The sequence below is a fragment of the Aeromonas rivuli genome (genome assembly GCF_020149575.1).
In the GTDB taxonomy this organism is placed as follows: domain Bacteria; phylum Pseudomonadota; class Gammaproteobacteria; order Enterobacterales; family Aeromonadaceae; genus Aeromonas; species Aeromonas rivuli.
In genome coordinates, this window is the sequence record NZ_CP079742.1 from 1,351,886 (window position 1) to 1,374,684 (window position 22,799).

General features: G+C 61.3%; 17 protein-coding genes. 9 read left to right on the forward strand and 8 right to left on the reverse strand.

The window, feature by feature from the left end; all coding sequences use genetic code 11:
- Positions 1 to 15: 15 nt before the first annotated feature.
- The 4 genes from KYK33_RS06465 to KYK33_RS06480 all read right to left on the reverse strand — a co-directional run bounded on the left by KYK33_RS06465 (position 16) and on the right by KYK33_RS06480 (position 3,382).
- Positions 16 to 1,089 carry an FUSC family protein gene (locus KYK33_RS06465; protein WP_224432434.1) on the reverse strand — a complete coding sequence of 358 codons (1,074 nt, stop codon included), beginning with the start codon at positions 1,087 to 1,089 and terminating at the stop codon, positions 16 to 18.
- A 59-nt stretch (positions 1,090 to 1,148) separates the two neighbouring features.
- The gene (gene mobB, locus KYK33_RS20235) at positions 1,149 to 1,907 is read right to left on the reverse strand and encodes a molybdopterin-guanine dinucleotide biosynthesis protein B (protein ID WP_224432435.1); all 759 of its coding nucleotides are present in this window, start codon (positions 1,905 to 1,907) and stop codon (positions 1,149 to 1,151) included.
- Positions 1,904 to 2,548, reverse strand: a complete 645-nt coding sequence (mobA, locus tag KYK33_RS06475) for a molybdenum cofactor guanylyltransferase MobA (protein WP_224432436.1) — start codon at positions 2,546 to 2,548, stop codon at positions 1,904 to 1,906. Before mobA ends, mobB begins: the two co-directional genes overlap by 4 nt.
- 246 nt (positions 2,549 to 2,794) lie before the next feature.
- Entirely contained in the window at positions 2,795 to 3,382 is a 588-nt protein-coding gene (locus KYK33_RS06480; protein WP_224432437.1) for a TMEM175 family protein, read from the reverse strand.
- A gap of 260 nt (positions 3,383 to 3,642) precedes the next feature.
- Between KYK33_RS06480 and KYK33_RS06485 the strand changes: the two genes are divergently transcribed.
- From KYK33_RS06485 to KYK33_RS06500, 4 genes are all read left to right on the forward strand, one after another.
- Entirely contained in the window at positions 3,643 to 5,352 is a 1,710-nt protein-coding gene (locus KYK33_RS06485; RefSeq protein WP_224432438.1) for an NAD-dependent malic enzyme, read from the forward strand.
- A gap of 300 nt (positions 5,353 to 5,652) precedes the next feature.
- The gene (locus KYK33_RS06490) at positions 5,653 to 6,891 is read left to right on the forward strand and encodes a uracil-xanthine permease family protein (protein WP_042041518.1); all 1,239 of its coding nucleotides are present in this window, start codon (positions 5,653 to 5,655) and stop codon (positions 6,889 to 6,891) included.
- Positions 6,892 to 7,060: 169 nt separating this feature from the next.
- Positions 7,061 to 7,798, forward strand: coding sequence for a dienelactone hydrolase family protein (locus KYK33_RS06495; RefSeq protein ID WP_224432439.1), 738 nt, complete (start codon positions 7,061 to 7,063; stop codon positions 7,796 to 7,798).
- 256 nt (positions 7,799 to 8,054) lie between these two features.
- The gene (locus tag KYK33_RS06500; protein ID WP_042041520.1) at positions 8,055 to 8,621 is read left to right on the forward strand and encodes a lipid-binding SYLF domain-containing protein; all 567 of its coding nucleotides are present in this window, start codon (positions 8,055 to 8,057) and stop codon (positions 8,619 to 8,621) included.
- 91 nt (positions 8,622 to 8,712) lie between these two features.
- Here KYK33_RS06500 and pgl read toward each other — a convergent pair whose 3' ends face one another.
- Both pgl and KYK33_RS06510 read right to left on the reverse strand, forming a co-directional pair.
- A complete protein-coding gene (pgl, locus tag KYK33_RS06505) occupies positions 8,713 to 9,726 on the reverse strand; it encodes a 6-phosphogluconolactonase (RefSeq protein WP_224432440.1) in 1,014 nt (337 codons plus the stop codon).
- Positions 9,727 to 9,895: 169 nt separating this feature from the next.
- Positions 9,896 to 10,663 carry a helix-turn-helix transcriptional regulator gene (locus tag KYK33_RS06510; protein ID WP_042041524.1) on the reverse strand — a complete coding sequence of 256 codons (768 nt, stop codon included), beginning with the start codon at positions 10,661 to 10,663 and terminating at the stop codon, positions 9,896 to 9,898.
- A 249-nt stretch (positions 10,664 to 10,912) separates the two neighbouring features.
- Here KYK33_RS06510 and KYK33_RS06515 point away from each other — a divergent pair, with 249 nt between their 5' ends.
- From KYK33_RS06515 to KYK33_RS06535, 5 genes are all read left to right on the forward strand, one after another.
- A complete protein-coding gene (locus tag KYK33_RS06515; protein ID WP_224432441.1) occupies positions 10,913 to 11,992 on the forward strand; it encodes a substrate-binding domain-containing protein in 1,080 nt (359 codons plus the stop codon).
- A 59-nt stretch (positions 11,993 to 12,051) separates the two neighbouring features.
- On the forward strand, positions 12,052 to 13,536 hold the full coding sequence (locus KYK33_RS06520) for a sugar ABC transporter ATP-binding protein (protein WP_042041526.1): 1,485 nt from the start codon (positions 12,052 to 12,054) through the stop codon (positions 13,534 to 13,536).
- A 17-nt stretch (positions 13,537 to 13,553) separates the two neighbouring features.
- Positions 13,554 to 14,534 (forward strand): ABC transporter permease, encoded by a 981-nt coding sequence (locus tag KYK33_RS06525; protein WP_084218170.1) that lies wholly within the window; start codon positions 13,554 to 13,556, stop codon positions 14,532 to 14,534.
- A 30-nt stretch (positions 14,535 to 14,564) separates the two neighbouring features.
- Positions 14,565 to 16,172 (forward strand): glycoside hydrolase family 3 N-terminal domain-containing protein, encoded by a 1,608-nt coding sequence (locus tag KYK33_RS06530; RefSeq protein ID WP_224432442.1) that lies wholly within the window; start codon positions 14,565 to 14,567, stop codon positions 16,170 to 16,172.
- A 124-nt stretch (positions 16,173 to 16,296) separates the two neighbouring features.
- The gene (locus tag KYK33_RS06535) at positions 16,297 to 18,474 is read left to right on the forward strand and encodes a carbohydrate-binding protein (protein WP_224432443.1); all 2,178 of its coding nucleotides are present in this window, start codon (positions 16,297 to 16,299) and stop codon (positions 18,472 to 18,474) included.
- Between the two features lie 94 nt (positions 18,475 to 18,568).
- Here the strand turns inward: KYK33_RS06535 and KYK33_RS06540 are convergent, their stop codons facing one another.
- Positions 18,569 to 19,180 (reverse strand): LysE family translocator, encoded by a 612-nt coding sequence (locus KYK33_RS06540; RefSeq protein ID WP_224432444.1) that lies wholly within the window; start codon positions 19,178 to 19,180, stop codon positions 18,569 to 18,571.
- A gap of 190 nt (positions 19,181 to 19,370) precedes the next feature.
- Positions 19,371 to 22,670 (reverse strand): mechanosensitive channel MscK, encoded by a 3,300-nt coding sequence (gene mscK / locus KYK33_RS06545; RefSeq protein ID WP_224432445.1) that lies wholly within the window; start codon positions 22,668 to 22,670, stop codon positions 19,371 to 19,373.
- Positions 22,671 to 22,799 lie beyond the last annotated feature (129 nt).

Sequence of the window (22,799 nt, forward strand, 5' to 3'; positions counted from 1 at the left end):
TTCTGCGGGGCTTTGTCATTTTCGCGCCGCGGGGGTGGCGTATGGCTGCAGCACCAGTCCCAGCAAGCGCCCCAGGTGGCTGAGCTGCTCGGTGAGCTGCAGATTGAGCCAGAGGTAGCCGCTGATGGTGGCCTCGTCATCGGCCCCCGGGCGCACCTCGGCCTGTACCTGGGCGGCCGCCGCCTGCAATCGGGCGATGGCCTGCTCGGCGGCGCTGCTGTCGCCGCTCTTGAGCATGAGGGCGAGCTGGGTGAACACCTCCTCGGCAGCCTGCTGACAGGCGCGCAAGGCGGGGTTGCTTTGCATCAGGAAGTGGCTCTGCCGATCCCGCCAGTAGGTGTTGGCCAGCATCTCCAGGATGCAGAGGGTGTTGCGCATCGTGGTCTGGATGGCTTCGAACAGGGAGCTGTTGAGGCGGGTCTCCTTGACGGCGGGGGCCAGCAAGGGGCGTAGGCTGACCACTTTGGATAGCAGGCGGGAGTGGCTCTGGGCCAGCCTGGGGCGCTCCAGAATATTGGGGGAGAGGTGGGTGTGATAGAGGCGGTGCGCCTGCAGCAGGGTGTCGTGCAGCTGCAACCGCCAGTGGCTGTAGGCGCGCTGGGGGTAGATGCTGCAAAACAGCAGCGCCAGCAAGGAGCCGAGGATCACATCGCCGCTGCGCCACAGCGCCGTCTCTATGTCCCCCGGCATGGCGCCCATGGTCACGCCTAAGGTGATGCCGATGAGCAGCCCTACGTAGGGGCGCTTGCCAAGCGCCAGATAGCCGCACAGGAACATGATGGCGCTGCACCATACCAGCATCAGCGGCAGGGAGTAGAGCTCCAGATAGAGGGCCACCACCCCGCAGGCGGCGCCGAAGATGGTGCCGACCACCCGTTGCAGGGCCCGCGACAAGACATTGCCCCAGAACGAGATGGGGCCCATCACCACCACCAGGGTGATGAGGGGCCAGGTGCTCTCCGGCAGCTTGAGCTCCCGGGTCAGCAGGAAGGTGAGGGTGAAGGCCAGGGAGATGCGCAGGCCGTGGACCAGACGGTAGCGACCATAGATCAGCAGATCGAAGCGGGAGAGCGGCGTGTTCAGGCGCAAGGGAGTCGTCTCATGTCAGGTTGATCTTCTCGTGTTGCCGTGCCGGCTGACGCTCGCCATCAGGGCAAGAGGCGGATCCGGACCCGCTCACCTGGGATGATGGCCGATCGGGCGGGGTTTTCGATCACGCAGTTGGCCGGGGGCAGGGCAGAGGGCATGAAAGCACTTGCCGGACGCACCTGCAAGCAGCCGTTGGCATCCTGGCTGAGGTGGCCGGGCAGGCAAGCCTCCCCCGCCGGATTGGGCATGGCCTCCAGGGCCAGGGCGAACAGGCGCAGCGGCGGCGATAAAGGGGGCTGGTTGCTTGCATCCCGGGGCAGCCGGGCGCAGAGGAAGTCGGCGATGGCGTCCAGGGCCTCGAAACGAAACTGGGGCAGGGTGGTCGCCTCGGGCTCATCGCTGATGAGCGCCACTATGTCCGGGTCGCTTGGGAACAGCAGGGGCCTCCCGAGGGCGCGGCGATGGAGCTCTATCTTGGGAAAATGGTGATGCTTGAACCCCTCGACCAGCAGCAGATCGAGCCGCTCCCAGTCGAAGCGGGCCAGCAGCGCCTCCAGTGAGGGCTCTTGCTCCGGGGTCTCGCAGATCAGGGCGTGGCGCAGGGAGGAGGCCGCCATCACCTGCAAGGCGCCAGCCTGGCGCAGGCGATGGCTGTCCTTGCCCGGCTGATCGGTATCGAAGTGGTGATGGGTATGCTTGAGCACCCCCAGCCGCAGCCCGCGCCGGGTCAGCAGCGGAATGAGCCGCTCCAGCAGGGTGGTCTTGCCGGTGCCGCTCCAGGCGACGAAGCCGAGCAGGGGCCGTTGCGCAGGGATCATGGACGTGCGTCCCCTGCCAGCGATCCGCTTGCACCCAGCAGGCGCGCCTCGTAGGCGGCGAGCTCGGTCTGATCATTGAGATTGATGAAGGCATCGGGCTGATCGACGAAGGAGACCACCGCCATCCGGTGGCGGGCAAACCAGCAGGCTATCTTGCGCTCCCCCTCAGCCAGTGCCTGGCGCAGGGAGGGGAGCAGGGACTTGTGCAGCAGGGCGACCACGGGTTGCAGATGAGATCCATCATGGGCCACAACCAGCTCGATGTCCGGCGTCAGCGCGGCGCGAAAGCGGCTCATCAGATCCATCGGCAGGCCGGGGCCGTCGCAGGGCACGAACAGCACCCAGTCGTGGCGGGCGGCGGCAAGACCAGCCTGCATGCCCGCCAGGGGACCCAGGAAATTGCCGTTGCCATCATCGATAACCGGGGCCAGCGCCCGGTAGCGCTCCTCGCTGCGGTTGGCGTTGATCAGCAGCTCGTCCACCTGGGGGCGCAGACGTTCGAGCACGTGGACTATCAGGGGCTTGCCCGCCAGGGGCACCCAACCCTTGTCGTCGCCCCCCATGCGGGTGGCGCGGCCACCGGCCAGGATCACGGCAGAAACGGGAAAGTGGGCACGAGGGGCTGCGGAGTCTGGCGTCATGTCGCTCTGTCAGGTTCGGTGGAAGGATGCTGGCCGCGGGCTCGTTGCGGGCACCGTCGCCGTTTGCGGTTCGGCTCCGGCCGATCTTGCGCCAAGGGGGCCGGCAGGGCAATGGCATTTATATCCGGCTGCCGGGCTTTCTGGGGTGATCCAGATCAATCCGCTCCGCCTTGAGCCCTTCGCCGGGGCGTGATGCTGCCAGCCGAACCGGGATACTGGCTGATGGACGCCATGGGGAAAGGCGAGCTAGTTCGCCTCATGCTCGGCCAGGATGTGCTCGATGCGACTGTCCGGCACCAGCCAGATCAGGGCGGCCAGCACATAGATGAGCTGGGACAGCCACTGGGCCCAGAAGGCGGCGACGATGGCGCTGAAATAGAGCAGGGGGGAAACCTTGCCCTTCCAGTCGCTGCCGAGTGCCCGCTTGAGCAGCGAGTGCGGGCCCTGGGAGCGGATGATCAGCGTCTGCAACACGAAGTAGGCGATGGCCGCCATCAAGAGTACCAGGCCGTAGAGGGCGGTCGGCAGGCTGGCGAAGTGGTTTTCCCCCATCCAGCCGGTGGCAAAGGGGATCAGGGAGAGCCAGAACAGCAGGTGCAGGTTGGCCCAGAGAATGGGGCCTGTGATATGGCGGCAGGTGTGCAGCATGTGATGATGATTGTTCCAGTAGATCCCCAAGTAGATGAAGCTGAGCACATAGCTCAGAAACACCGGCAGCAGTGGGATGAGCGCCGACCAGCTGGCGTCGTGGGGCACCTTGAGCTCCAGCACCATGATGGTTATCAAGATGGCGATGACGCCATCGCTAAAGGCTTCCAGTCGCGTGCTTCCCATTATGAGCTTCCTTGAGTCCGAAGTGCGGTTGATATGTGTGCCCGAGTCGCGAAGCAACGGCACCAGCGGTGGCTGCTCCATGACAATGGCAGATCTAGCTTAGTCGAGGCCGGGGCAGGGGCCGGGAGGGCACCGCTGGGGTGAGCGACTTTATGCCCGGCCTCACAAAATCGATGAAGTAAAAGTTATATGATTGATTTCACTATGTGTCTCGCTTCTTCGCCGCAATGGCAACTTCATGTAAATCAAAGAGAATGACTATGGCTACTGGACAATATCTGCTCTGGAAAGATGCAGAAGGCAATGCCTTTCGCCCCGTGTCCCTCACCGGCACCGACTTGCTCAACAACCGCTACCTCAACAAGAGCACGGCCTTCACCGAACAGGAGCGCGCCGACTTTGACCTGGACGGTCTGCTGCCACCCCAGGTACAGACCTTCGAGGCCCAGCTGGAACGGGTCTATCAGGGTTTTCAAAGCGCCTGCAGCGACATTGAGAAATATCAATATCTTCGCGCGCTGCAAGACAGAAACGAGACCCTGTTCTACGCCCTGATCTCCCTGCATGTGGAGGAGATGACCCCCATCATCTATACCCCGACCGTGGGCAAGGCGTGTCAGGAGTTCAGCCACCGTTTCCAGAAGGCGCGCGGCCTCTATATCACCCCGCAAAATGTCGAGGACATGGGATCCCAGGCACGGCACTTCGATGGTAAAGGGATTCGCATCATAGTGGTCACCGACAGCCAGGGTATTCTCGGCATCGGCGATCAGGGGGTGGGCGGCATGGGCATCCCCATCGGCAAGCTCTCCCTCTATACCCTGGGGGCGGGGATTCATCCGGCCTGCTGCCTGCCCATCGCGCTCGATGTGGGCACCGACAATCAGGCGCTGCTGGATGATCCCATGTATCTCGGCCAGCCCCATCGTCGTATTCGCGGCAAGGAGTATGACGACTTCATCGACAAGTTCGTGGCCGGGGTCAAGCGTCACTTCCCCAATGCCGTGCTGCAGTGGGAGGACTTCAGCAAGTCCAATGCCTTCAACAATCTGGCGTGCTACCAGCAGGCACTGCCCTCCTTCAATGATGACATCCAAGGGACAGGCGCCGTGGTGCTGGCGGGCATCATTGGGGCGGTCAAGTTCAAGGGCGAGACCCTGGGCCAGCAGAACTATCTGGTCTATGGCGCCGGCGCCGGCGGGGTCGGGGTGGCGGATCAGATCTGTGCGGGCATGATCCGCGAGGGGCTGGATCCGCAGGCGGCGCGGGATCGCATCTATATCCTCGATACCCAGGGGCTGGTGTGTGACAACCGCGAGGGGCTCGACGAGTACAAGCGCCGCTACGCCAAACCGGGTCTGCTGCTGGCGCAATGGGATGTGCAGGGCAAGGCCGGGCTGACCGAGGTGCTGCGTCATGTTCCCATCACCGTGCTGCTGGGCACCAGCGGGGCTGGCGGGGCCTTCCAGGAGCAGCACATCAAGCTGATGCTCGAGCACTGCGAACACCCCATGGTGTTCCCGCTCTCCAACCCGACCGCCAACTGCGAGGCACTGCCGGAAGACATCTACCGCTGGAGTCAGGGCAAGGCCATCGTCGCCACCGGCAGCCCGTTCGCCGATGTCGAGTATCAGGGGGAGCGTTATCGCATCGGTCAGGGCAATAACGTCTTTATCTTCCCCGGGGTGGGGCTGGCCGCCATCGTCAGCCAGGTGAAAGAGATTGGCGCCGACATCTTCACCACGGCGGCCTTCGCCCTGGCCGAGTGCGTGAGCGAGGCCGATCTGGCCCGTGGCACGGTTTTCCCGCCGATCCGTGACCTGCGCGCCATCTCGGTGCGGGTTGCTACCGCGGTGCTCAAAGACATCGTTCGCCGAGATCCGACCCATCCCCTGATAGGCCAGGATCTGGAACAACATATCCTCAGCCACATGTGGGAGCCGACCTACCTGCCTTATCGCAAGGTATAAGAGGCTACTCCATCAAGACAGGCGACCCTAGGGTCGCCTGTTTCGTTTCAGGTTCGCAAAATAGACAAATAAAAAATTATCCCATAGGCAAACGATTGGAATTTGCCAGAAAGGTGCGTAAAATCGCATCCTCGATGCTTGTAGCAACGAATCCCGCCTAAAAGGTTAGTTTCTCGCCCTCCCCAAGCAGTAAAAGGTAAAAATTGATGCTTTTTTGTGTCAAGCCTGCCTTGAAAATATGTAGTGATGATTGAAAAGTGTGAAATATCACCCTCAGTCATCAAAATCGTAAGGACGCTCATGTTTTCCTTAGTCAAGCAAAGTGTCGCCGGGCTGCAGATCCTGTTTGTTGCCTTCGGTGCCATGGTGCTGGTGCCCCTGCTCACCGGACTGAACCCCTCCATGGCCCTGCTCGGCGCCGGTGTGGGTACCCTGCTGTTCCAGCTCTGCACCCGCCGCCAGGTGCCGATCTTCCTCGGCTCCAGCTTCGCCTTCATCGCCCCCATCATCTACGCCACCCAGACCTGGGGACTGCCGTCCACCATGTTTGGCCTGTTTGCGGCCGGTTTCATGTACTTCATCCTGGCGGCGCTGATCCGCGTGCGGGGCATGGGGTTCGTGCACAAGCTGCTGCCGCCCGTGGTGATTGGCCCGGTGATCATGGTGATTGGTCTCTCCGTCGCCCAGGTCGCCTGCAACATGGCTATGGGCCGTGCCGGTAGCGATCAGGTCGTAGAGCCGACCACCGCACTCACCCTGGCGGGGATCTCCCTGGCGGTGACCCTGATTGCGGCCGTGTTCTGCAAGGGCTGGATCAAGCTCATTCCCATCCTCTCCGGTGTCATCGCCGGTTATGTGGCTGCCATCATGATGGGGCAGGTGAGCTTTGAGGGGATGGCCAACGCCCCCTGGCTGGCCATGCCTCACTTCGAGACCCCGGAGATCAACTGGGCCGCCGCCCTGTTCATGCTGCCGGTGGCCATCGCCCCCTGCATCGAACACATCGGCGGCGTGCTCGCCATCGGTGGTGTGACCGGCCAGGATTACACCAAGAACCCGGGTCTGCACCGCACCCTGGCCGGTGACGGCATCGGCGTCTGCTTCGCCGGTTTCATCGGTGGCCCCCCCGTCACCACCTATGCGGAAGTGACCGGCGCCGTGATGATCACCCGCAACTTCAATCCGGTCACCATGACCTGGGCTGCGGTATTTGCCGTCATCCTGGCCTTCTTCGGCAAGTTCAACGCCCTGCTCACCTCCATCCCCATGCCGGTGATGGGCGGTATCATGCTGCTGCTGTTCGGATCCATTGCCGCCATCGGCCTCAAGACCCTGGTGGAGTCCAAGGTGGATCTGGGCCTGGCCCGCAACATCGCCATCGTCGCCGTGACCCTGACCGTTGGCGTCGGCGCCCTGGAGCTGAAGATCGGTGACTTCGCCCTGGCCGGTGTGGGTCTGGCCTCGGTAGCCGCCATCCTGCTCAACCTGATCCTGCCTGCGCACTCGCAAGAGGGCGCGATGGAGTCGGCCAAGGATTAAGCCCCCCTTCGTCGCCATATAGCCAAAAAGAGGCCACCCCAGGGTGGCCTCTTCTTATTGGGTCGCCAGCCATGGTGGGACGGCTGCGGGTCATGCTCCGCAGGCCTGGCTTGAGAGCGGCTACAATCAGGGTCGCAGTGAGTTGCAACGGGCTAACAAGGAGAACGTGATGAAGATGGCATGGATTTTGGCTCTGTTCGGATTGGTATGGGGCGGTGTGAGTCAGGCGGGCCCGGTCAGTTATAGCGTCGATGGTCAAGCGTTTGAGGGCTTTTACCTTGGCAGCAACAAGCAGGCCCCTCTGGTGCTGCTGGTGCATGATTGGGACGGTCTGACCGATTACGAGGTCAAACGCGCCGAGATGCTGGCGGCGCTCGGTTATAGCGTGTTTGCCGTCGACTTGTTTGGTGCCGGTGTGCGCCCGACCGAGATGGAGGAGAGAAAGCGGCTCACCGGCGCGCTCTATCAGGACAGACCCAGGATGCGCACACTGCTGATGGCAGCGTTGACCGAAGCGGGCCGATTGGGTGGGCGCCTCGACAATGTGGTGGCACTGGGTTACTGCTTCGGCGGCGCGGCCGTGTTGGAGCTGGCCCGCAGCGGCGCCGATCTCAAGGGGGTGGTGAGCGTTCATGGTGGCCTGGCCACGCCCCCCGGCCAGGACTACAAGCAGACCAAGGCGAGCCTGCTCATCCAGCATGGCAGCGCGGATCAGGCTGTTTCATTGACAGAGTTCGCCACGCTGATCGGTGAGCTGGAAGCGGCGGGGGTGACCCATGAGGCGACCAGCTATAGCGGTGCCCCCCATGCCTTCAGCGTCTTTGGCGGCGCCAATTATCGCGCCGACGCCGATGCCAAATCCTGGCAGCGTTTCACCGCATTTCTCGGTGAGGTGAGCAAGGGGTAGGCAAGGGCATCGGTGTCTCATTCCATCGATGCCTTGTCTGTGCACGCCCCCAGCGCGCGTTGCTGGGGGGATCCGCAGAGAACCTGTGGCTGTTGGGGAGATGGACTTCACAAGGTACTGATATCTGGTTGGGGTTTTCGGGAGACGGGAGCGTGATCGAAGGGATCAGAGTCCTGTCTCTGACTGGACTCTGGAGTGGGAGCTGGCGCGTCATCTGAAGGCAGCTTCCGCACGTGAAACATAAAGGAGAAATGAGATGCGTCTATGGATTCATATTGTGGCCGTTCTGCTGCTTGTTGGTTGTGCCGCCAAGGGAGACACCCCGGCCGAGCAGCGTAGCAACATTCAACAGATGCGCCAGCAGACCCTTGCCACCCTGTATGGCCAGGATGCGGGCATCCGACAGGAGGTGGCAAAATCCAAGGGTTATGCCGTCTTTACCAATGTGAACAACAACCTGCTGGTGCTCAGTGCGGGCAGCGGTTATGGCGTGCTCCATGACAACCGCACCGGCCGTGACACCTATATGAGGATGGCGACGGCCGGGATGGGGATCGGCATGGGGATCAAGAAATTCCAGGCATTGATCATCTTCAACGATGTCACCGCCCTGGACAGATTCATCACCACAGGATTCGATGCCAGTGCCCAGGCTGATCTGGCTGCCAAGTCGGCCGATGATGGCAAGGTGGTGGTCAGCGAAGCGGCCAACGCCGATTTCCAGAAGGTGAAGATGTACCAGCTCACCGAGCAGGGGGTCGCGGTGCAGGCCACCATGCAGGGTTACAAATATTGGCCGGATGATGACCTCAACGGCAAGTAGTCGCCGAGGTGGCTGATCTTTCCCGCTGGCGGCGCTCGATCTGAGCGCCGCCTCTCTTTGTGGCGACTGAGGCCGCGTGAGCCTCGGGCGCTCAGGCGGGGCGTCCGTCGAGCTTCAATATCCTCACCCACATGGCCCCCTTGCCCACCGGCTGGCGGGAGGCGAGGCTCAATTGCCCCGTCGCGGGTGCGATGCGGTGCAGGGCCACATCCTGGGAATCCTGCCCGGTCACAATCAGCGCGTGCCCGCTGTGGTCGATGGCAAAGCCACGGGGGCACGGTTCGGTCGGGAAGTGGGTGAGGGGGGTCAGGGCGCCGCTCTCCTGGTCAATACCGAACAGGCTGAGCAGGCTGCTGGCCCGCTCGCTGGTATAGAGGAAACGCCCATCCGGGGTCAGGTGGATGTCGGCCCCCCAGCGCTCTCCCTGATAACCCTCGGGCAGCATGTCCAGACTCTCCCGCGCGCTGATATGCCCATCCGCCTCCCGGTGGTAGCGATTGAGGGTGCCATCGAGCTCATTGAGGCAATAGATATCACCGTTGTCGGGGTGGCGCGCCAGATGGCGCGGACCGGCGCCGGGGGCGGTGTGAATGTCACCAAGGGGGTGGGGGGCCAGCAGGTCATCGTCCCCCAGGGTGAAGCGGCGAATGACGTCCTCCTTGAGGCAGGCGACCAGCAGCTCCTGATGACCCTGCTCATCGGCCAGCAGGGTCACCGAGTGGGCGGCCATCAGTGCATCGATGCGCTGGTGGGGCGCCAGCACCCGACCCGCCGCATCCATGGGGGAGACGCTGACGTGGTTGAAGGCGTAGGAGGCGGCGAAGAACAGTCTGCCCCGTGCGTCGGTGCAGGTGTGGGAGGCGCTGCCCGCGAGGGGAGCCGAGCTCGGTTCGCCGAGTCGACCATCAGCCTGGATGGGATAGCTCTGCACCATGAAGTCGGGTCGCACCCCCGCATGGAGCCAGCGCTGGTCCGGGCTGATGACCAGTGGTTGCACTTCCCCCCCGGTCTGCACCTGTTGCAGCGGCACCAGCTCATCCTCCATCAGCGCAAAGACATGGATCAACCCGCTGACCGGATTGGCGACATAAACGACTTGTTGCATGGGGTTCTCCTTGTGCGCTGACGCCCATCATGGGGTCATTTTTCCAGACTAAGCGGCGGGTGATGCAAGTTGCCTCAGGCAATTTTTTCAGACTAGGCAGATAGTTGCATAGATTTACCCATGACAGAGCAGCCCCGTCTGTTGTGACTGTGCAGGCTATTTTTCCAGACTATTTTTCCAGACTAAGCAGATAGTTGCGCAGGTTCACGCCGCGGTTGGCCAGTCCAAGCTTGATGCGCACGCTGTTGCGATGATTTTCCACCGTCTTGCGCGCCACATTGAGGGCGCTGGCGATCTCCTGGCTGGACATGCCGCTGCGAATAAACTCGGCCACCTGCATCTCAGAGGGGGTCAGCACTTCCAGCAGGCGTTGATTTCCCTCCTCCTGCAGGCCGTGCAGGCTCTTCTCCATGCTGGCGCGAATAAGCTCCAGGCACATCTTGAGGGCTGGATCCTGGATCTGGGTCAGCTTCTGCTCCACCTCGGGCAGGTGGCGGGCGATCAGCTGCTGATGCTGCTCGCCGGGGGCCGCCCCCTGATTGCCGCTAAGGGCCGCCAGGGAGTGACCGAGTTCGTTGATGAGCCGGTGATCCTGCTCTATGCCGGAGGCGTCCTGGTTATCGCTTGGCTTGATCTGCAGGCACCAGCTGCGGGTGCCGTCCGGCCCGTGGTGAGCGAACAGCTCGAAGGCAAGGTTGAGGATCTCGAACCGCAGAGTGGGCAGGTTGCCCCGGATCCGCTGGCGCATGGCCTTCAGATAGTCGGGACCGACCAGGAACACCAGATCGTCGAGCCGGTTGAGGGTCAGGGTGTCAACCGGATAGCTGGAGGCGACCACCTGCTCCTGCTCATCGAAGCTGATGAAATAGATGTCATTGCGTGCCAGCAGCTGATGGCAGAGCCCCTGCTCGTCTATGGCGGTCAGCTTGTTACTCATGTTCCTTCCAGTTCTGCATCTCGTGATCGGGCCCCGTATGTCACCTTCATCCACCCCTGCTCCGCGTTCTGCTCATCCATGGAATACCTAGGCGATCAGGTTTTTTCCTGTCATTAATTAACAAAAATTAAACGTATTGTGAGCTGAATCGCAAAAAAATCGCGCTCTTTAGTGAGGTGCATCTCATTACAGGCTATAAAACACCTAGATAATACCTATCAACCACTCAATGGATATAGGGAGAATACCATGTTGGCAAAACGCTCACACTTTTTACTGGCAGGATTGACCGCCGCCATGCTGCTCGGCAACGGGGCCCACGCCGCCGAGGCGACCACGACCCTGGGGCCCAATGGCGAACAACCGACCCCTTATACCCAGGTAACACTCACCACGGCTCAGCAAGACAGGGTCAAGGCCCAGAACTACACGGCCGCCATCCTGATGCACACCACCTCGGACTGGTCGAGTGCCCTCATCAAGGGTGCCAAGGACAAGTTCCAGGATCTGAACGTCAAGGTGGTGGCGGTGACCGATGCCGAATTCAATGCCAACAAACAGAAGACGGACGTGGAAACCGTGATGGCCATGTCCCCCGACATCATTCTCACCCTGGTGGTCGATCCCGTCTCCGGTGCCGCCGCCTTCCGTCCTGCGGTGCAGCAGGGCAGCAAACTGGTGCTGATCAGCAACCTGCCGAGCGGTTTCGAGTACGGCAAGGACTATGCCGGCATCGTCACCGATGACCTGTTCGAGATGGGCGGTTTGGCCGCCGACATGCTGGCCAAGACGGTGGGTGAGCAGGGCAAGATAGGTTTCATCTACCACGAGGCGAATTACTACGTCACCAATCAGCGGGATCAGGCGGTGCTGACCAACCTGGCCAAGCACCACCCCGGCATCCAGATCCTCGCCAAGCAGGGCATTGCCAACGCCAATGATGGCGAGGTCGTTGCCTCTGCTCTCATTACCCAGCACCCGGATATCCAGGCCATCTATGCCCCCTGGGATTCCATCGCAGAGGGGGTGGTGGCCGCCACCCGCGCCGCCGGGCGCAGTGACATCAAGGTGATCACCATGGACTTGGGCGCCGCCAATGCCCTGGACATGGCCAAGGGCCGCAACGTGGCCGGCATAGTGACGGATTTACCTTATGACCTCGGCCAGACTCTGGCCACCATGGGGGCCCTCGCCAAGCTGGGGGAGCAGACTCCCCCCTTCGTCACCGTCTCCGCCGATGCGGTAACCCGTGACAACCTGGCCGAGGCCTGGCAGCAGGCCCTGCGGCGGGATCCGCCGGCCGCCGTGACCAAGGCACTCAGTCAATAAGCCCATAGCCCGTCGCCCAAGGGCGGCTGGCTGCCTCATCCCATGGAAGGAGTCATCACATGGAGCTGTACGCCATAGAGGCGAGTGGTATCAAGAAGGGGTTTGACGGCATACCTGTACTCAAGGATGTGTCGTTCAGCCTCAAGCGTGGCGAAGTACATGCCATCGTCGGCCAGAACGGGGCGGGCAAATCCACCCTGGTCAAGCTGCTCAACGGCTTTCATGGCCGGGATGGTGGCGAGGTGCGGCTGTTTGGCAAACCTTGCCGCTTCACGACTCCCAAGGAGGCCCAGGCCGAAGGGATCGCCATGGTCTACCAGGACTTGAGCCTGGTGCCGACCCTGTCGGTGGCCGACAACATCTTCCTGGCGGGGGGGGCAGAGAGTGGCGCCATCATCTCCAATCGGGACAGGGTGCGCCGTGCCGCACCCCTGCTGGCCATGCTGGGTGTCGATCTGGACCCGAACTGCGAGGTGGGACGCCTGAGTGTCGGCCAGCAGCAGTTCGTCGAGATAGCCAAGGCCCTGGCCCAGAATGCCCGGATCCTGGTGCTCGATGAGCCGACTGCCTCACTGTCCAACAACGAGATCAACGAGTTGTTCAAGGTGATCGCCACCCTCAAGGGGCAGGGGATGTCCATCATCTACATCACCCACTACTTGAGCGACATCATGCGGGTCTGCGATGCAGTGACCGTGCTGCGTGATGGCCATACGGTGCTCGCCACCAACACCAGCAACACCAGTGTCGAGGCGCTGGTCGAGGCCATGCTCGGCAGCAAGGGCGACACCAGCCTGAGTTGGCCGCGCCCGGCATCGGCGCCGGATGCCGTGGCGCTGCTCGAGCTGGACGGGGTATCAAATTCACAACTGCACGACATCTCCCTCAAGGTGATGCCGGGCCAGGTGGTGGGACTGGCGGGGCTGCTGGGCAGCGGGCGCACCGAGATCCTCGAGGCCATCTATGGTCTGACCCCCATTCAGGGCGGCGAGATCCGCATCAATGGCGAGCCGGTGCGAGTCCGTTCCCCCAAGCAGGCCATCGCGCTTGGCATCAACATGGTGCCGGAGGAGCGGCGCAGTCAGGGATTGGTACTCGATTTTTCCGTGGCCGACAACATGCTGATGGCCGCCTATGACCGGCTCTCCCAGGGATTGAGCCTGGACAAACCCAAGGGTGACGCCATGGTACGTGCCCAGATCAAGAGCCTGGGGGTCAAGACCAGCGGCCCCGAGCAGTCGGTGCGTTTTCTCTCCGGCGGCAATCAGCAGAAGGTGGTGATCGGCAAATGCCTCTCCACCGAGGCCAAGGTGCTGCTGCTCGACGATCCCACCTTCGGCATCGATATCCATGCCAAGTACGAGATCATGAAGATAGTGGACAGCTATGTCGCCGCCGGTAATGGCGCCATCTTCGTGTCGAGCGAGTATGCCGAGGTCGCCAGCTTCTGCGACCTCATTTATGTGGTAAACAAAGGACGCATCGTTGCCTGCCTGGAAGGGCGGCGCATGAATGAAGAGACGCTGCTGGCGGCGGTTCAATGACAAACGAGGAGTCAAGGATGAAAGATTTAACCCTGCCGGCCGCCCCCAAGGGTAGCCGTATCAACTGGCGTGACTACATCATCTACATGGTGTTCGTCGGCATCTTCGTGTTCTTTTCGGTGGTGCTCCATGACAAGGGCTTCTTGAGCTCCGTCAACCTGATGAACATCGCGCGCCAGACTGCCACCATCGCCATCATGGCGGTGGGCATGACCTTCGTGCTGAGCGCCGCCGAGATAGATCTCTCCTTCGGTGCCACGGTCGCCCTCAGCGCCATCGTCTCGGCCCTGACCCTGCAAGAGACGGACAGCATCTTGCTGGCGGTCTCGGCGGCGCTGCTGGTGGGCACCATGATAGGGGCCATCAACGGCCTGTTCGTGACCCAGGTCGGTATCCCCTCCTTCCTGGTGACCCTGGGGACCACCGGCATCATCACCGGCATCGCCCGCTGGTCCACCTCCTTGCAGTCGATCCCCATCGACAACGACCTCTATGTGTTCATCTTCGGCTCGGGGGACATAGGGCCCATCTCGGTGCTCTTCATCTGGACCATTCTGGTGACGGTGATCGGGGCTTTCGTGCTGCGCAACACCCGCTTTGGCAAACAGGTGCTGGCCACGGGCGGCAACAAGATCTCCGCCATGTATTCGGGCATCAACATCAACCGCATCAAGCTCTACGTGCTGATGCTCAACGGCTTTCTCGCCGCCCTGGCCGGCATCCTCTACTCGGGACGGCTGCAGAGTGCCCGCTACACCCTGGGGGAGAGCGATCTCATGCTGGTGATCGCCGCCGTCATCATAGGTGGCACCAACCTGTTTGGTGGCAAGGGCATGGTGGTGGGCTCCGTCATCGGCGCCCTCATCATGGGCATGGTCAACAACGGCCTGATCCTGATGGGGCTGAACGTGGATCAGCAGCTGATCCTGCGCGGCATCATCGTCATCGTCGCCGTCACCTTCACCATGGGCCAGCTCAAACAGCTGCGTAAGAAGTAAGTTAACTCTTTGAGACTTAAGGACGAGAACATGAAGATAGATCCCAAGGTGGCGAGCATCATTTCCGGTTGGAGCTTGAAGGAGAAGGTGGGCCAGCTGTTCATTCTGGCCTTCCCCGGCAAGTCCGCCGAGCAGGCGCGCACCATGATAGCCGAGTACAACCTGGGGGGCTGCTACCTCAGCCAGGACAACAGCGACACCTTCGCCGAGGCGCAGCAGCTGACCCGGGATCTGGCAAGCATAGGCGCCGAACAAGGCCGTCTGCCGCTGTTGCTCGGGGTGGATCAGGAGGGGGCCTGGGGGGTGCTGGTGGGGGAGTCCACCACCGGGCCCGGCAACCTGGCCCTCGGCGTGGCCGAGACCGGGCAGGGCACAGAACTCATGTATAAAACCATGGCCGAGGAGATGCGCTTTGCCGGGTTCAACTGCATCCTTGGGCCCTGTTGTGACGTCAACTTCAATCCCAGCTCCCCCATCATCGACAGCCGCGCCTTCGGCGACCGACCGGCCAAGGTGGCACTGCACTCGGCGGCGGCGGTGCGCGGCCTGCATCAGGGCGGGATCTGTGGCAGCGGCAAACACTTCCCGGGTCACGGGGATACCCATGGTGACACCCACAGGGAGATCCCCAGGGTCGACAAGTCCCTGAATGAGCTGCGCGAGCAGGATCTGCGCCCCTTCCAGGCGGCCATCGATGCGGGGGTGGATCTGATCATGACCAGCCACATCCTCTACCCGCAGATAGATGCTCAACACCCGGCCACCTTGTCATCGGTCATCTTGCAGGATCTGCTGCGCGACGAGATGGGCTTTGAGGGCATCATCATCTCCGACAGCATGAACATGGGCGCCATCGTTCATCACTACTCCCCCGCCACGGCGGCGGTGCAGGCGCTCAAGGCAGGCATCAACATGATCATGCTCTCCGAGGAGCATTACGATCACAGCGACTCCTACCTCGACAAGCAGTTCGCCATGATCCACGGCATCATGGCCGCGGTGGCGGCTGGGGACTTGGACGAGGCGCTGATCGATGCCGCTCTGGCGCGTATCGTCGCCTTCAAACTCGCCAAACTGGTGCCCATGGCGCTCTATCAAACCATCGACATGGCCGCGAGCCAGAAGGTGGCCAACACTTGCGCCAACCAGGCGCTGACCTGGCTGCGTCAGGTGCCAGAGCTTGGCGAGGGGCCACTCCATGTGCTCAATGCCACCCCGGCCGCCAGCTATCACAACCTCACCAATCCCCGTGGCATAGGCCCCAATCAGCGCGAACCAGCATTTGATCACTTCCTCGCAGCCCTGGACAACGGCACTCGCCTGGTGCGACCCCTGACCCTGGATCAGCTTGGGGCGGTGGGAGATGGCTGGCTGCTGGTGGTGACCGAAAATCACCCCCTGCCTGGCGAAGACTTCGCCCAAGAGGAGGCTCAGGCCTTGGTGCGCCGACTCAGCCTTGACGTCGAGAAACTGATCGTGGTGGCGCTGCGCAGCCCCTACGACCTGCTCGGTTATCCGGATGTGCGCTACTACCTGTGCAGTCACTCGGCCCGCCCCGAGAGCGCTCGCGCCGCGGCGCAGGTATTGAATGGCACCCTGGTGACCCAGCAGAGCCGGGCGGTGAGCCTGGTCAGTTAAGTTTTTGCTTTTCCCGCCATGAGAATGGCGGGGGATTTCTCCTAGGAGTCTGTGGTTGGGAGCTCATGGGCGATTGCCCAGTTATTAATGGACTAATACGAGGGTTCGGGATTTGAAAACCACCATGAAAATAGTGTCGGCAACCGTGTTGCTGGTATTGGCTGCCCCCGCCTTGGCGGCGAAGGGCGGTACCCAGGATTTCCTGGATGCACTGCGCAACTTTGAATCAGGTATCAATCCGGCACTGGCCGATTTCTATCTGCAAAACCTCGACAACCCCGTCTACACCTATGCCCAGGTGACGGCGCCGGGTCGTCTGGTGCGGGATTGCTCCACCGGCACCATGCTCTCCGAGCCGACCACCATCAGCGGCTTCTTCAACAAGCTGGGGGTGGGCAATATTTATAACTCCTCCACCCCGACGAATGCGGCCATGTTCAGGACCATGCAGTACAACTCCTTGAACGCGTGGGGTTTTATCGGTTATCAGTTGGGTGAGGCCGTGTTGATCGATGCCGGCTACTACAGTCCGAAACAGGTGACGGTAGATGGCAAGGAGTACGACAGCTTCTACATGTTCGTGCCGGATTCCACCTGGGCGGGTTGCAAGACCGAAGCCCTGGCCGAGATCGAGGGCTCGGGCGGCAACAAGGTCTATGTGACCGATGTCAACCGCTGGCAGGGCACCTTCGTCGGCAAGAATGGCATCAACTCCCTGGCCGACCTGCGCCTGCCCGAGAAGCAGGAGCTGGTGATGCGCGATGCCATGCACTTCAACTATCAGGTGATCAGCAAGCTGCTCAAGGACGCCAACATGACCTGGGCCCAGGCCCTTGCCAAGAGCTGGCCCGACACCGATGACAATGGTCAGCCTATCCAGGTGCAGGCCACCATGTCCGGCATCCTGGCCGCGGCGCACCTGCGTGGCGCCTGGGGCGTGGGCTCCCTGCTCACCAAGAACCAGATCACCTGCGATGAACTCGGTACCTGCATCACCAAGTACGTCTACAAGTTTGGTGATTACAACAGCCTGTTCGATACACCGGGCAACAGCACGACCCAAGGCTCGCCCTATGATGAGGTGCTGACGGCGGGCTGGGGCAATGACATTGTCATCACCGGCGGTGGCAAGGATCAGATCCTGCTCAACGAGCAGGCGAACGGTCTGACCACGGTCAACGACTTCACGGTCGGCGACGATCTTATCGTGTTGCGTGGCTGGAGCATGGCCGAACCCTTGGCCGATCTGGTCATTGGCGATGTAGCCGATGGCGCCGAGTTGCAATTCGCCGGTCAACGGGTGGTGCTCAAGGGAGTCAGCGCGGCCTCTGTGCAGGCCAATCCGGCCGCCGTCATCACCAAGTCCGACATCTATACCCTGGCCTGGAACTCGGGCAAGCAGGTGGTGCAGGGCTTCGATCCTGCGGTCGACAAGATAGCGGGCAGTGCCGGTATCGGCTTCAAACACCTGAAAGCCTATGAGACGGCCACTTCGGTGGTGATGGGCCCGCAGGCGGAAGATGGCGGCATCTACTCCTCCTACGAGCTGGTGGGACTGACCCTCAACGACATCAGACCCGAGATGTTCAGCAATGTCACCGGCAGTTACGATCGCCTCGGCTACATAGTGCCGCTCAGCTCGCTGAACTGGGGCTGGAACATGACGCTGGTGGCCAATCGCTTCGATCCGGCCAAGACGGTCATCACCACTCCGAGCAATCAGCCGGTGCCCTTCTCCGGCATCAAGCTGACTCAGGAGGGGAGTGATGTGGTCATCACCCTGGTGGAGCCCTATGCCAAGGGCGATGCCAAGAAGATAGTGCTGAAGAACACGGCGGTGAACACCATCACGGCCGCCAACTTCGCCGGCTTTAGCGGCAATTACAGCGAAGCCACCATCGACATCCCCGTCTTCTTCGACATCAGCGTCAACATAGGGGCGGGCGGTACTGTCTCCCCTGCACCGGCGAACGGCATCCTGCAAGGAAAAGGCGGCACCAACTTTACCGTCACCCTGCTGCCCAATACCGGTTACAAGGTGAAGTCCCTGAGCGTCGATGGGGTGGCTCAGGCCGTGGCCGGCAGCTACACCTTCAATGCCTTGAATGGTGCTCATAGCCTGTCGGTCAGCTTCGAACCTGGCAGCAGCACCACCTGCCCGGCGAACTGGGCAACCGGCTCCGTCTACACCACGGGTAACAAGGTGACCTACAACGGCAATATCTATGAGGCCAAGTGGTGGAGCAGCGGTAACCTGCCCACGGCCGGGGATCCCTGGAAGCTGATTGGCCCCTGCAGCTAAGGTGGCATCAACCAGCATCAGGTGATGGCAATCACCCCTATGAAACAGGCCCCGCTTCGGGGCCTGTTCTTTTTGATGCCGTTGCCGCAGGGGCTTATCCGAGCTGTGCCAGCAGCTCGCCGAGCACCGGCACCACCGAGAGGACGAGCAGGAGTGCCATGGTGTAGTTGAACCACCGGCGGGCCTTGTCATGTTGTAGCCAGCGTTTTAGCAGGGAGCCAAACAGCATCCAGATGCCGACACTGGGGAAGGAGACGATGAAGAAGGTGAGGGCTATGGTGAGATTCTGGCTGTAAAAGCTCGCACCCACAGTGGTGAATGCGGCAATGGCGCCGGTGGCAACCACCCAGGCCTTGGCATTGACCCACTGGAACAGGGCCCCCTTGATGAAGGAGAGCGGTTGCTGTTGCTCCTTGCCCGTCGCCATCCCGGCCGAGCGGGCGATCAACCAGGCGAGATAGAGCAGATAGAGGGTGCCTGTGACCTTGATAAGCAGATGCAGGTCAGGCCACAGGCGAAACAGCTGGCCAAAGCCCAGGCCAACCAGCAACAGCATGATGGCGAAACCGACGCAGATCCCGGCCAGCAGTGGCAAGCTTCTCCTGACACCGAAATTGAGCCCCGAGGTCATCACCATGATGTTGTTGGGGCCGGGGGTGATGGAGGATGAGATGGCAAACAGCACCATGGCGTAGAGGTAATCCATGACAGCATCCTTTGAATAGTCCTTTTTTGAATCCATTAGATGGGGGCCCATTTCGCAAATGCAATGGTGGCGCCTGTTCTGGCATTGATTGCTGAGGCGCGGGCAAGCCATGGCATGACCCGCTGAACGGCCACAAAAAAGGGAGGCCCTGCAGCAGGGCCTCCCTTGGTCAGTGATCCACCCGTCAGGATCAGACGGCTTTGCCATCTTCCCGGGGGAGGGCGGGGTGAGAGGCAATCTTCTGCTCGTCCCCTTGCAGGTTCTTGATATAGACATCCATCTGGTTGAAGGAGATGTCTATGCCATTCTCCTTGAACAGGCGGTCTATGGTGCGGTTGAGCTCATCGATGGCGGGGTTGCGATCGCCGAGTTCACTCACGAAGAAACGCAGCTCATGATCCAGGGTGCTGGCGCCGAAGGTAAGGAAGTAGACCAGGGGTTCGGGATCCTTGAGCACCCGACTGTTCTCCTGGGCAGCCTGCTTCAGCAAGGTACGGGTCAGCTCCAGATCCGAGCCATAGGCGACCCCGACCCGGGCGATGACCCGGGTGACGGTATCGGACAGGGACCAGTTGATCAGCCGCTCTATCATCAGCTGCTGGTTCGGGATGATCACCTCTTTGCGGTCAAAGTCGGTGAGGGTGGTTGAGCGGATCCGGATCTTGTTGACCGTGCCGGATATGGTGCCAATGGTGACCGTATCGCCGATCCGGACCGGACGCTCGAACAGTATGATGATGCCGGAGATAAAGTTGGAGACTATCTGCTGCATACCAAAGCCGATACCGACCGAGAGCCCCGCGGCCAGCCACTGCAACTTCTCCCACTGCATGCCGAACATGGCCAGTGAGGTGAGGGTGCCCACCCCAATCAGCACGTAGTTGAGCATGGTGGTGATGGCGTAGGCCGAGCCCTGGGCCAGCTTGAGTTTGGAGAGTACCAGCACCTCCAGCAGACCGGGCAGGTTGCGGGCCAGGGACCAGGCGACCCCCAGCAAGAAGAGGCCGGTGAGGACATCGCTCAGGCTGACGGGATATAGCACGGCATTGGCGCCGGTTCCCTCACTCTTGTGCCAGAGCACCACGCTATCGAGGTAAGTAAATACCGCGATAAGATCGGACCAGAGCCAGTAGAAGGCGACCCCGAAGATGCCAAGCAGCACGATGCGGGTCAGGCGCAGGGATTGCTGGCTCACCTCTTCCAGTGCCATGGGCTGCTCTTCGATGGCGTCGCCCCCTTCCGCATCTTCTTGCGCCCTGTGCTCACGCTTGGCCACGGCACGGCGCCAGGCGAGACGGCGGGCTGCCAGTTCCAGACCGCGCAGGGCGGTACGATAGACCAGGCTCCATATCAGCAAGAGATAGAACGACTCGATGAGCCGGCCGGTCAGCTTGAGTGCCGTGTAGTAGTAACCAAACAGCACCAGGCCTATCAGCACTATGGGGGTGAGCAGTAGCAGGAAGGAGAGCATCGACTGCAACATGCTGACACCGCTCTTGATCCTGGCCCTGAACAGGGGATAGAGCATCCAGGCGGTGGCGCCCAGCAGGATCAGGGTCAGCGCCTGGCCCAGGGCGTCATTGCCCAGGGTCGAGGGCTCGATCACGGCCTTGGTCGACAACATGATGAGTGGCATCAGGGTGAACCAGAGATAGCGAAAATGCTTGCGCTTGCTCGCCAGCTCTTCCCTGGGCAGTCGGAAGTGACTCTCGGCGATGCCCCCCGGGCGCATGACCCCGAGATAGACGCTAAATACCAGATAACCCAACGCCAGATTGAGGGTGATCTGCATGGTCAGGTTGATGCTGAGCAGACCATTGTAAGCGAGCAGCAGCCCGGCGGCGCAGATGAAGAGGGCGCCCGGCAGGGAGAGCAGGGTCATCATCAGCAGCGCCTTGGGAGTGTGCAACTGGCTGTCCTGACGGAAACGACCAAGATCCTTGTTGATATTCTGCAGGCGGGTCTTGATGGCCTGACGCTTCCAGAGCAGCAGCCAACCGATGACCAGCAGCGGCAGGGCCAGCAGGCTGACGGCAACCAGCACATCCAGCCAGGCCTTGGGGGTCAGGGTCCAGTCGCTGATCTGCTTGGCCACCTGGCCAGGCCAGGAGAGGAGCCATTTGCTGTCGATTGGCTTGTTGCTGCTCACCCAGAAGATGTGCTGCTGCAGGGTCAATTCGATGGAGTTGTAGATCCGTTTGATCTGCTGCTGGGTCAGCTGCAGGCTGATGGCGTTGGTCAACTGCGCATCGAGCTGGCGATTGAGCTGGTCGAGCAGCGAGATGCGGGTGTCGAGCAGGAGGGAGAGGTTCTCCCTGTCTTCGGCACTGACGGCCAGGCCACTGGTCTCGATCAGCTTGTCGAGGAACTGGTTCTTCTGGAACAGCTGATCCCGCTGCTGGCTCAGTTCGAATTGGGCAAGGTGCAGGTCGGCTATCTGCTCCTCCAGGTTGCTGACCGCACTGGTGGGGGCCGCCTCCAGTTGCTGATAGAGCTGATACAGGATGCGGGAGAGCAGCAGGTTACCCTTGAGCATCTCAACCTGTTCATTGAGGTTGCGCTCGGTCTGAGTGCCCCGTTCGAGCCAGCTCTTGGCCTGCAGGTTTTTCTGCATCAGGGTGTTGAGATTATTGGTGGCGGAGATCAACTGCTTGCTGAGCTGGTGATTGGCCTCCTGCTCTTTCTGGATCAGCGGGTTGTTCAGACTGGCGACCAGCTCGCCAGTCTGCTCTGCGGTTTTTTCAGTGTTGCCGAGGCGCTTGCTACTGACTTCATTTTGCAAGGACTGCAGTTTCTGCTCTTCCAGTGCCAGGCGAGCGTTTTGATAGTCCCGTTGCTTGACCGCGAGATCCTGCATGCTGGTTCTGTTATCCAGCTCCTTTTGCAGGTAGGCGAGTTGCAGGTCGAGCAGTGCTTGCTCCGCGTTGAGCTTGCCCCGTTCGGCACTGCTCACGGCATCCCCGGCATTGAGGCGGGAACGGATCTCCTGGCTACGTTGATACGCCTTGCTCATGGTGCTCTGGGCACGTTCTGGCAGGGTTTGCAGGTTGGTTATCTGGCTGGCAATGGTGCCGAGGGATTCCTGGGCATCCTGCATGCTGGCCATCACTTCTGGCTGGCGGCTCTCGAGTGCCTCCAGGCTCATGGTCGCATATTCTTGCGCGATCTGCTCCGGGCTCTTGCTCTTGTTTAGTTCATCGATCTTTGCCGAGATCTCCTTGAGATCCGAGGGGAGCGTCCTGAGACGTTGGCTCTGTATCTTGGCCTTGGCATTCTCCTTGTCGATGCTGTCGAGCAGGGAGAGGGTTTCACTGAGAAACGTCTTGTCAGCCTGTTGGCTGACGGTCAGGCTGTCCGATTTGGAGAGGGTCTCGAGCTGGCGCTGGATCGTTCCCTGCTGGGGAAGATCCTGAGCCAGGGCCTGGCCCACGGCGAGGGTGGAGAGCAGACACAACAGGGTGGCGACTCGTTTGAACATGAGTGAAAGCATAGGGGTTCCGTTGGTGACCATATGAAGGGATGGATCCGATCACTGATAAATTGCGCGAGATTCTAGCACTCGCCTCGGTCATCAAGCAGAGGGGATGATAAAAAAAAACGGCGCCCGCAGGCGCCGTTT

Excerpts from the sequence above, each read along its gene's own strand:
- mobB (WP_224432435.1), bottom strand. The coding sequence starts at position 1,907 with ATGATCCCTGCGCAACGGCCCCTGCTCGGCTTCGTCGCCTGGAGCGGC.
- mobA (WP_224432436.1), bottom strand. The coding sequence starts at position 2,548 with ATGACGCCAGACTCCGCAGCCCCTCGTGCCCACTTTCCCGTTTCTGCC.
- KYK33_RS06480 (WP_224432437.1), bottom strand. The coding sequence starts at position 3,382 with ATGGGAAGCACGCGACTGGAAGCCTTTAGCGATGGCGTCATCGCCATC.
- KYK33_RS06485 (WP_224432438.1), top strand. The coding sequence starts at position 3,643 with ATGGCTACTGGACAATATCTGCTCTGGAAAGATGCAGAAGGCAATGCC.
- KYK33_RS06490 (WP_042041518.1), top strand. The coding sequence starts at position 5,653 with ATGTTTTCCTTAGTCAAGCAAAGTGTCGCCGGGCTGCAGATCCTGTTT.
- KYK33_RS06495 (WP_224432439.1), top strand. The coding sequence starts at position 7,061 with ATGAAGATGGCATGGATTTTGGCTCTGTTCGGATTGGTATGGGGCGGT.
- KYK33_RS06500 (WP_042041520.1), top strand. The coding sequence starts at position 8,055 with ATGCGTCTATGGATTCATATTGTGGCCGTTCTGCTGCTTGTTGGTTGT.
- pgl (WP_224432440.1), bottom strand. The coding sequence starts at position 9,726 with ATGCAACAAGTCGTTTATGTCGCCAATCCGGTCAGCGGGTTGATCCAT.
- KYK33_RS06510 (WP_042041524.1), bottom strand. The coding sequence starts at position 10,663 with ATGAGTAACAAGCTGACCGCCATAGACGAGCAGGGGCTCTGCCATCAG.
- KYK33_RS06515 (WP_224432441.1), top strand. The coding sequence starts at position 10,913 with ATGTTGGCAAAACGCTCACACTTTTTACTGGCAGGATTGACCGCCGCC.
- KYK33_RS06520 (WP_042041526.1), top strand. The coding sequence starts at position 12,052 with ATGGAGCTGTACGCCATAGAGGCGAGTGGTATCAAGAAGGGGTTTGAC.
- KYK33_RS06525 (WP_084218170.1), top strand. The coding sequence starts at position 13,554 with ATGAAAGATTTAACCCTGCCGGCCGCCCCCAAGGGTAGCCGTATCAAC.
- KYK33_RS06530 (WP_224432442.1), top strand. The coding sequence starts at position 14,565 with ATGAAGATAGATCCCAAGGTGGCGAGCATCATTTCCGGTTGGAGCTTG.
- KYK33_RS06535 (WP_224432443.1), top strand. The coding sequence starts at position 16,297 with ATGAAAATAGTGTCGGCAACCGTGTTGCTGGTATTGGCTGCCCCCGCC.
- KYK33_RS06540 (WP_224432444.1), bottom strand. The coding sequence starts at position 19,180 with ATGGATTACCTCTACGCCATGGTGCTGTTTGCCATCTCATCCTCCATC.
- mscK (WP_224432445.1), bottom strand. The coding sequence starts at position 22,670 with ATGCTTTCACTCATGTTCAAACGAGTCGCCACCCTGTTGTGTCTGCTC.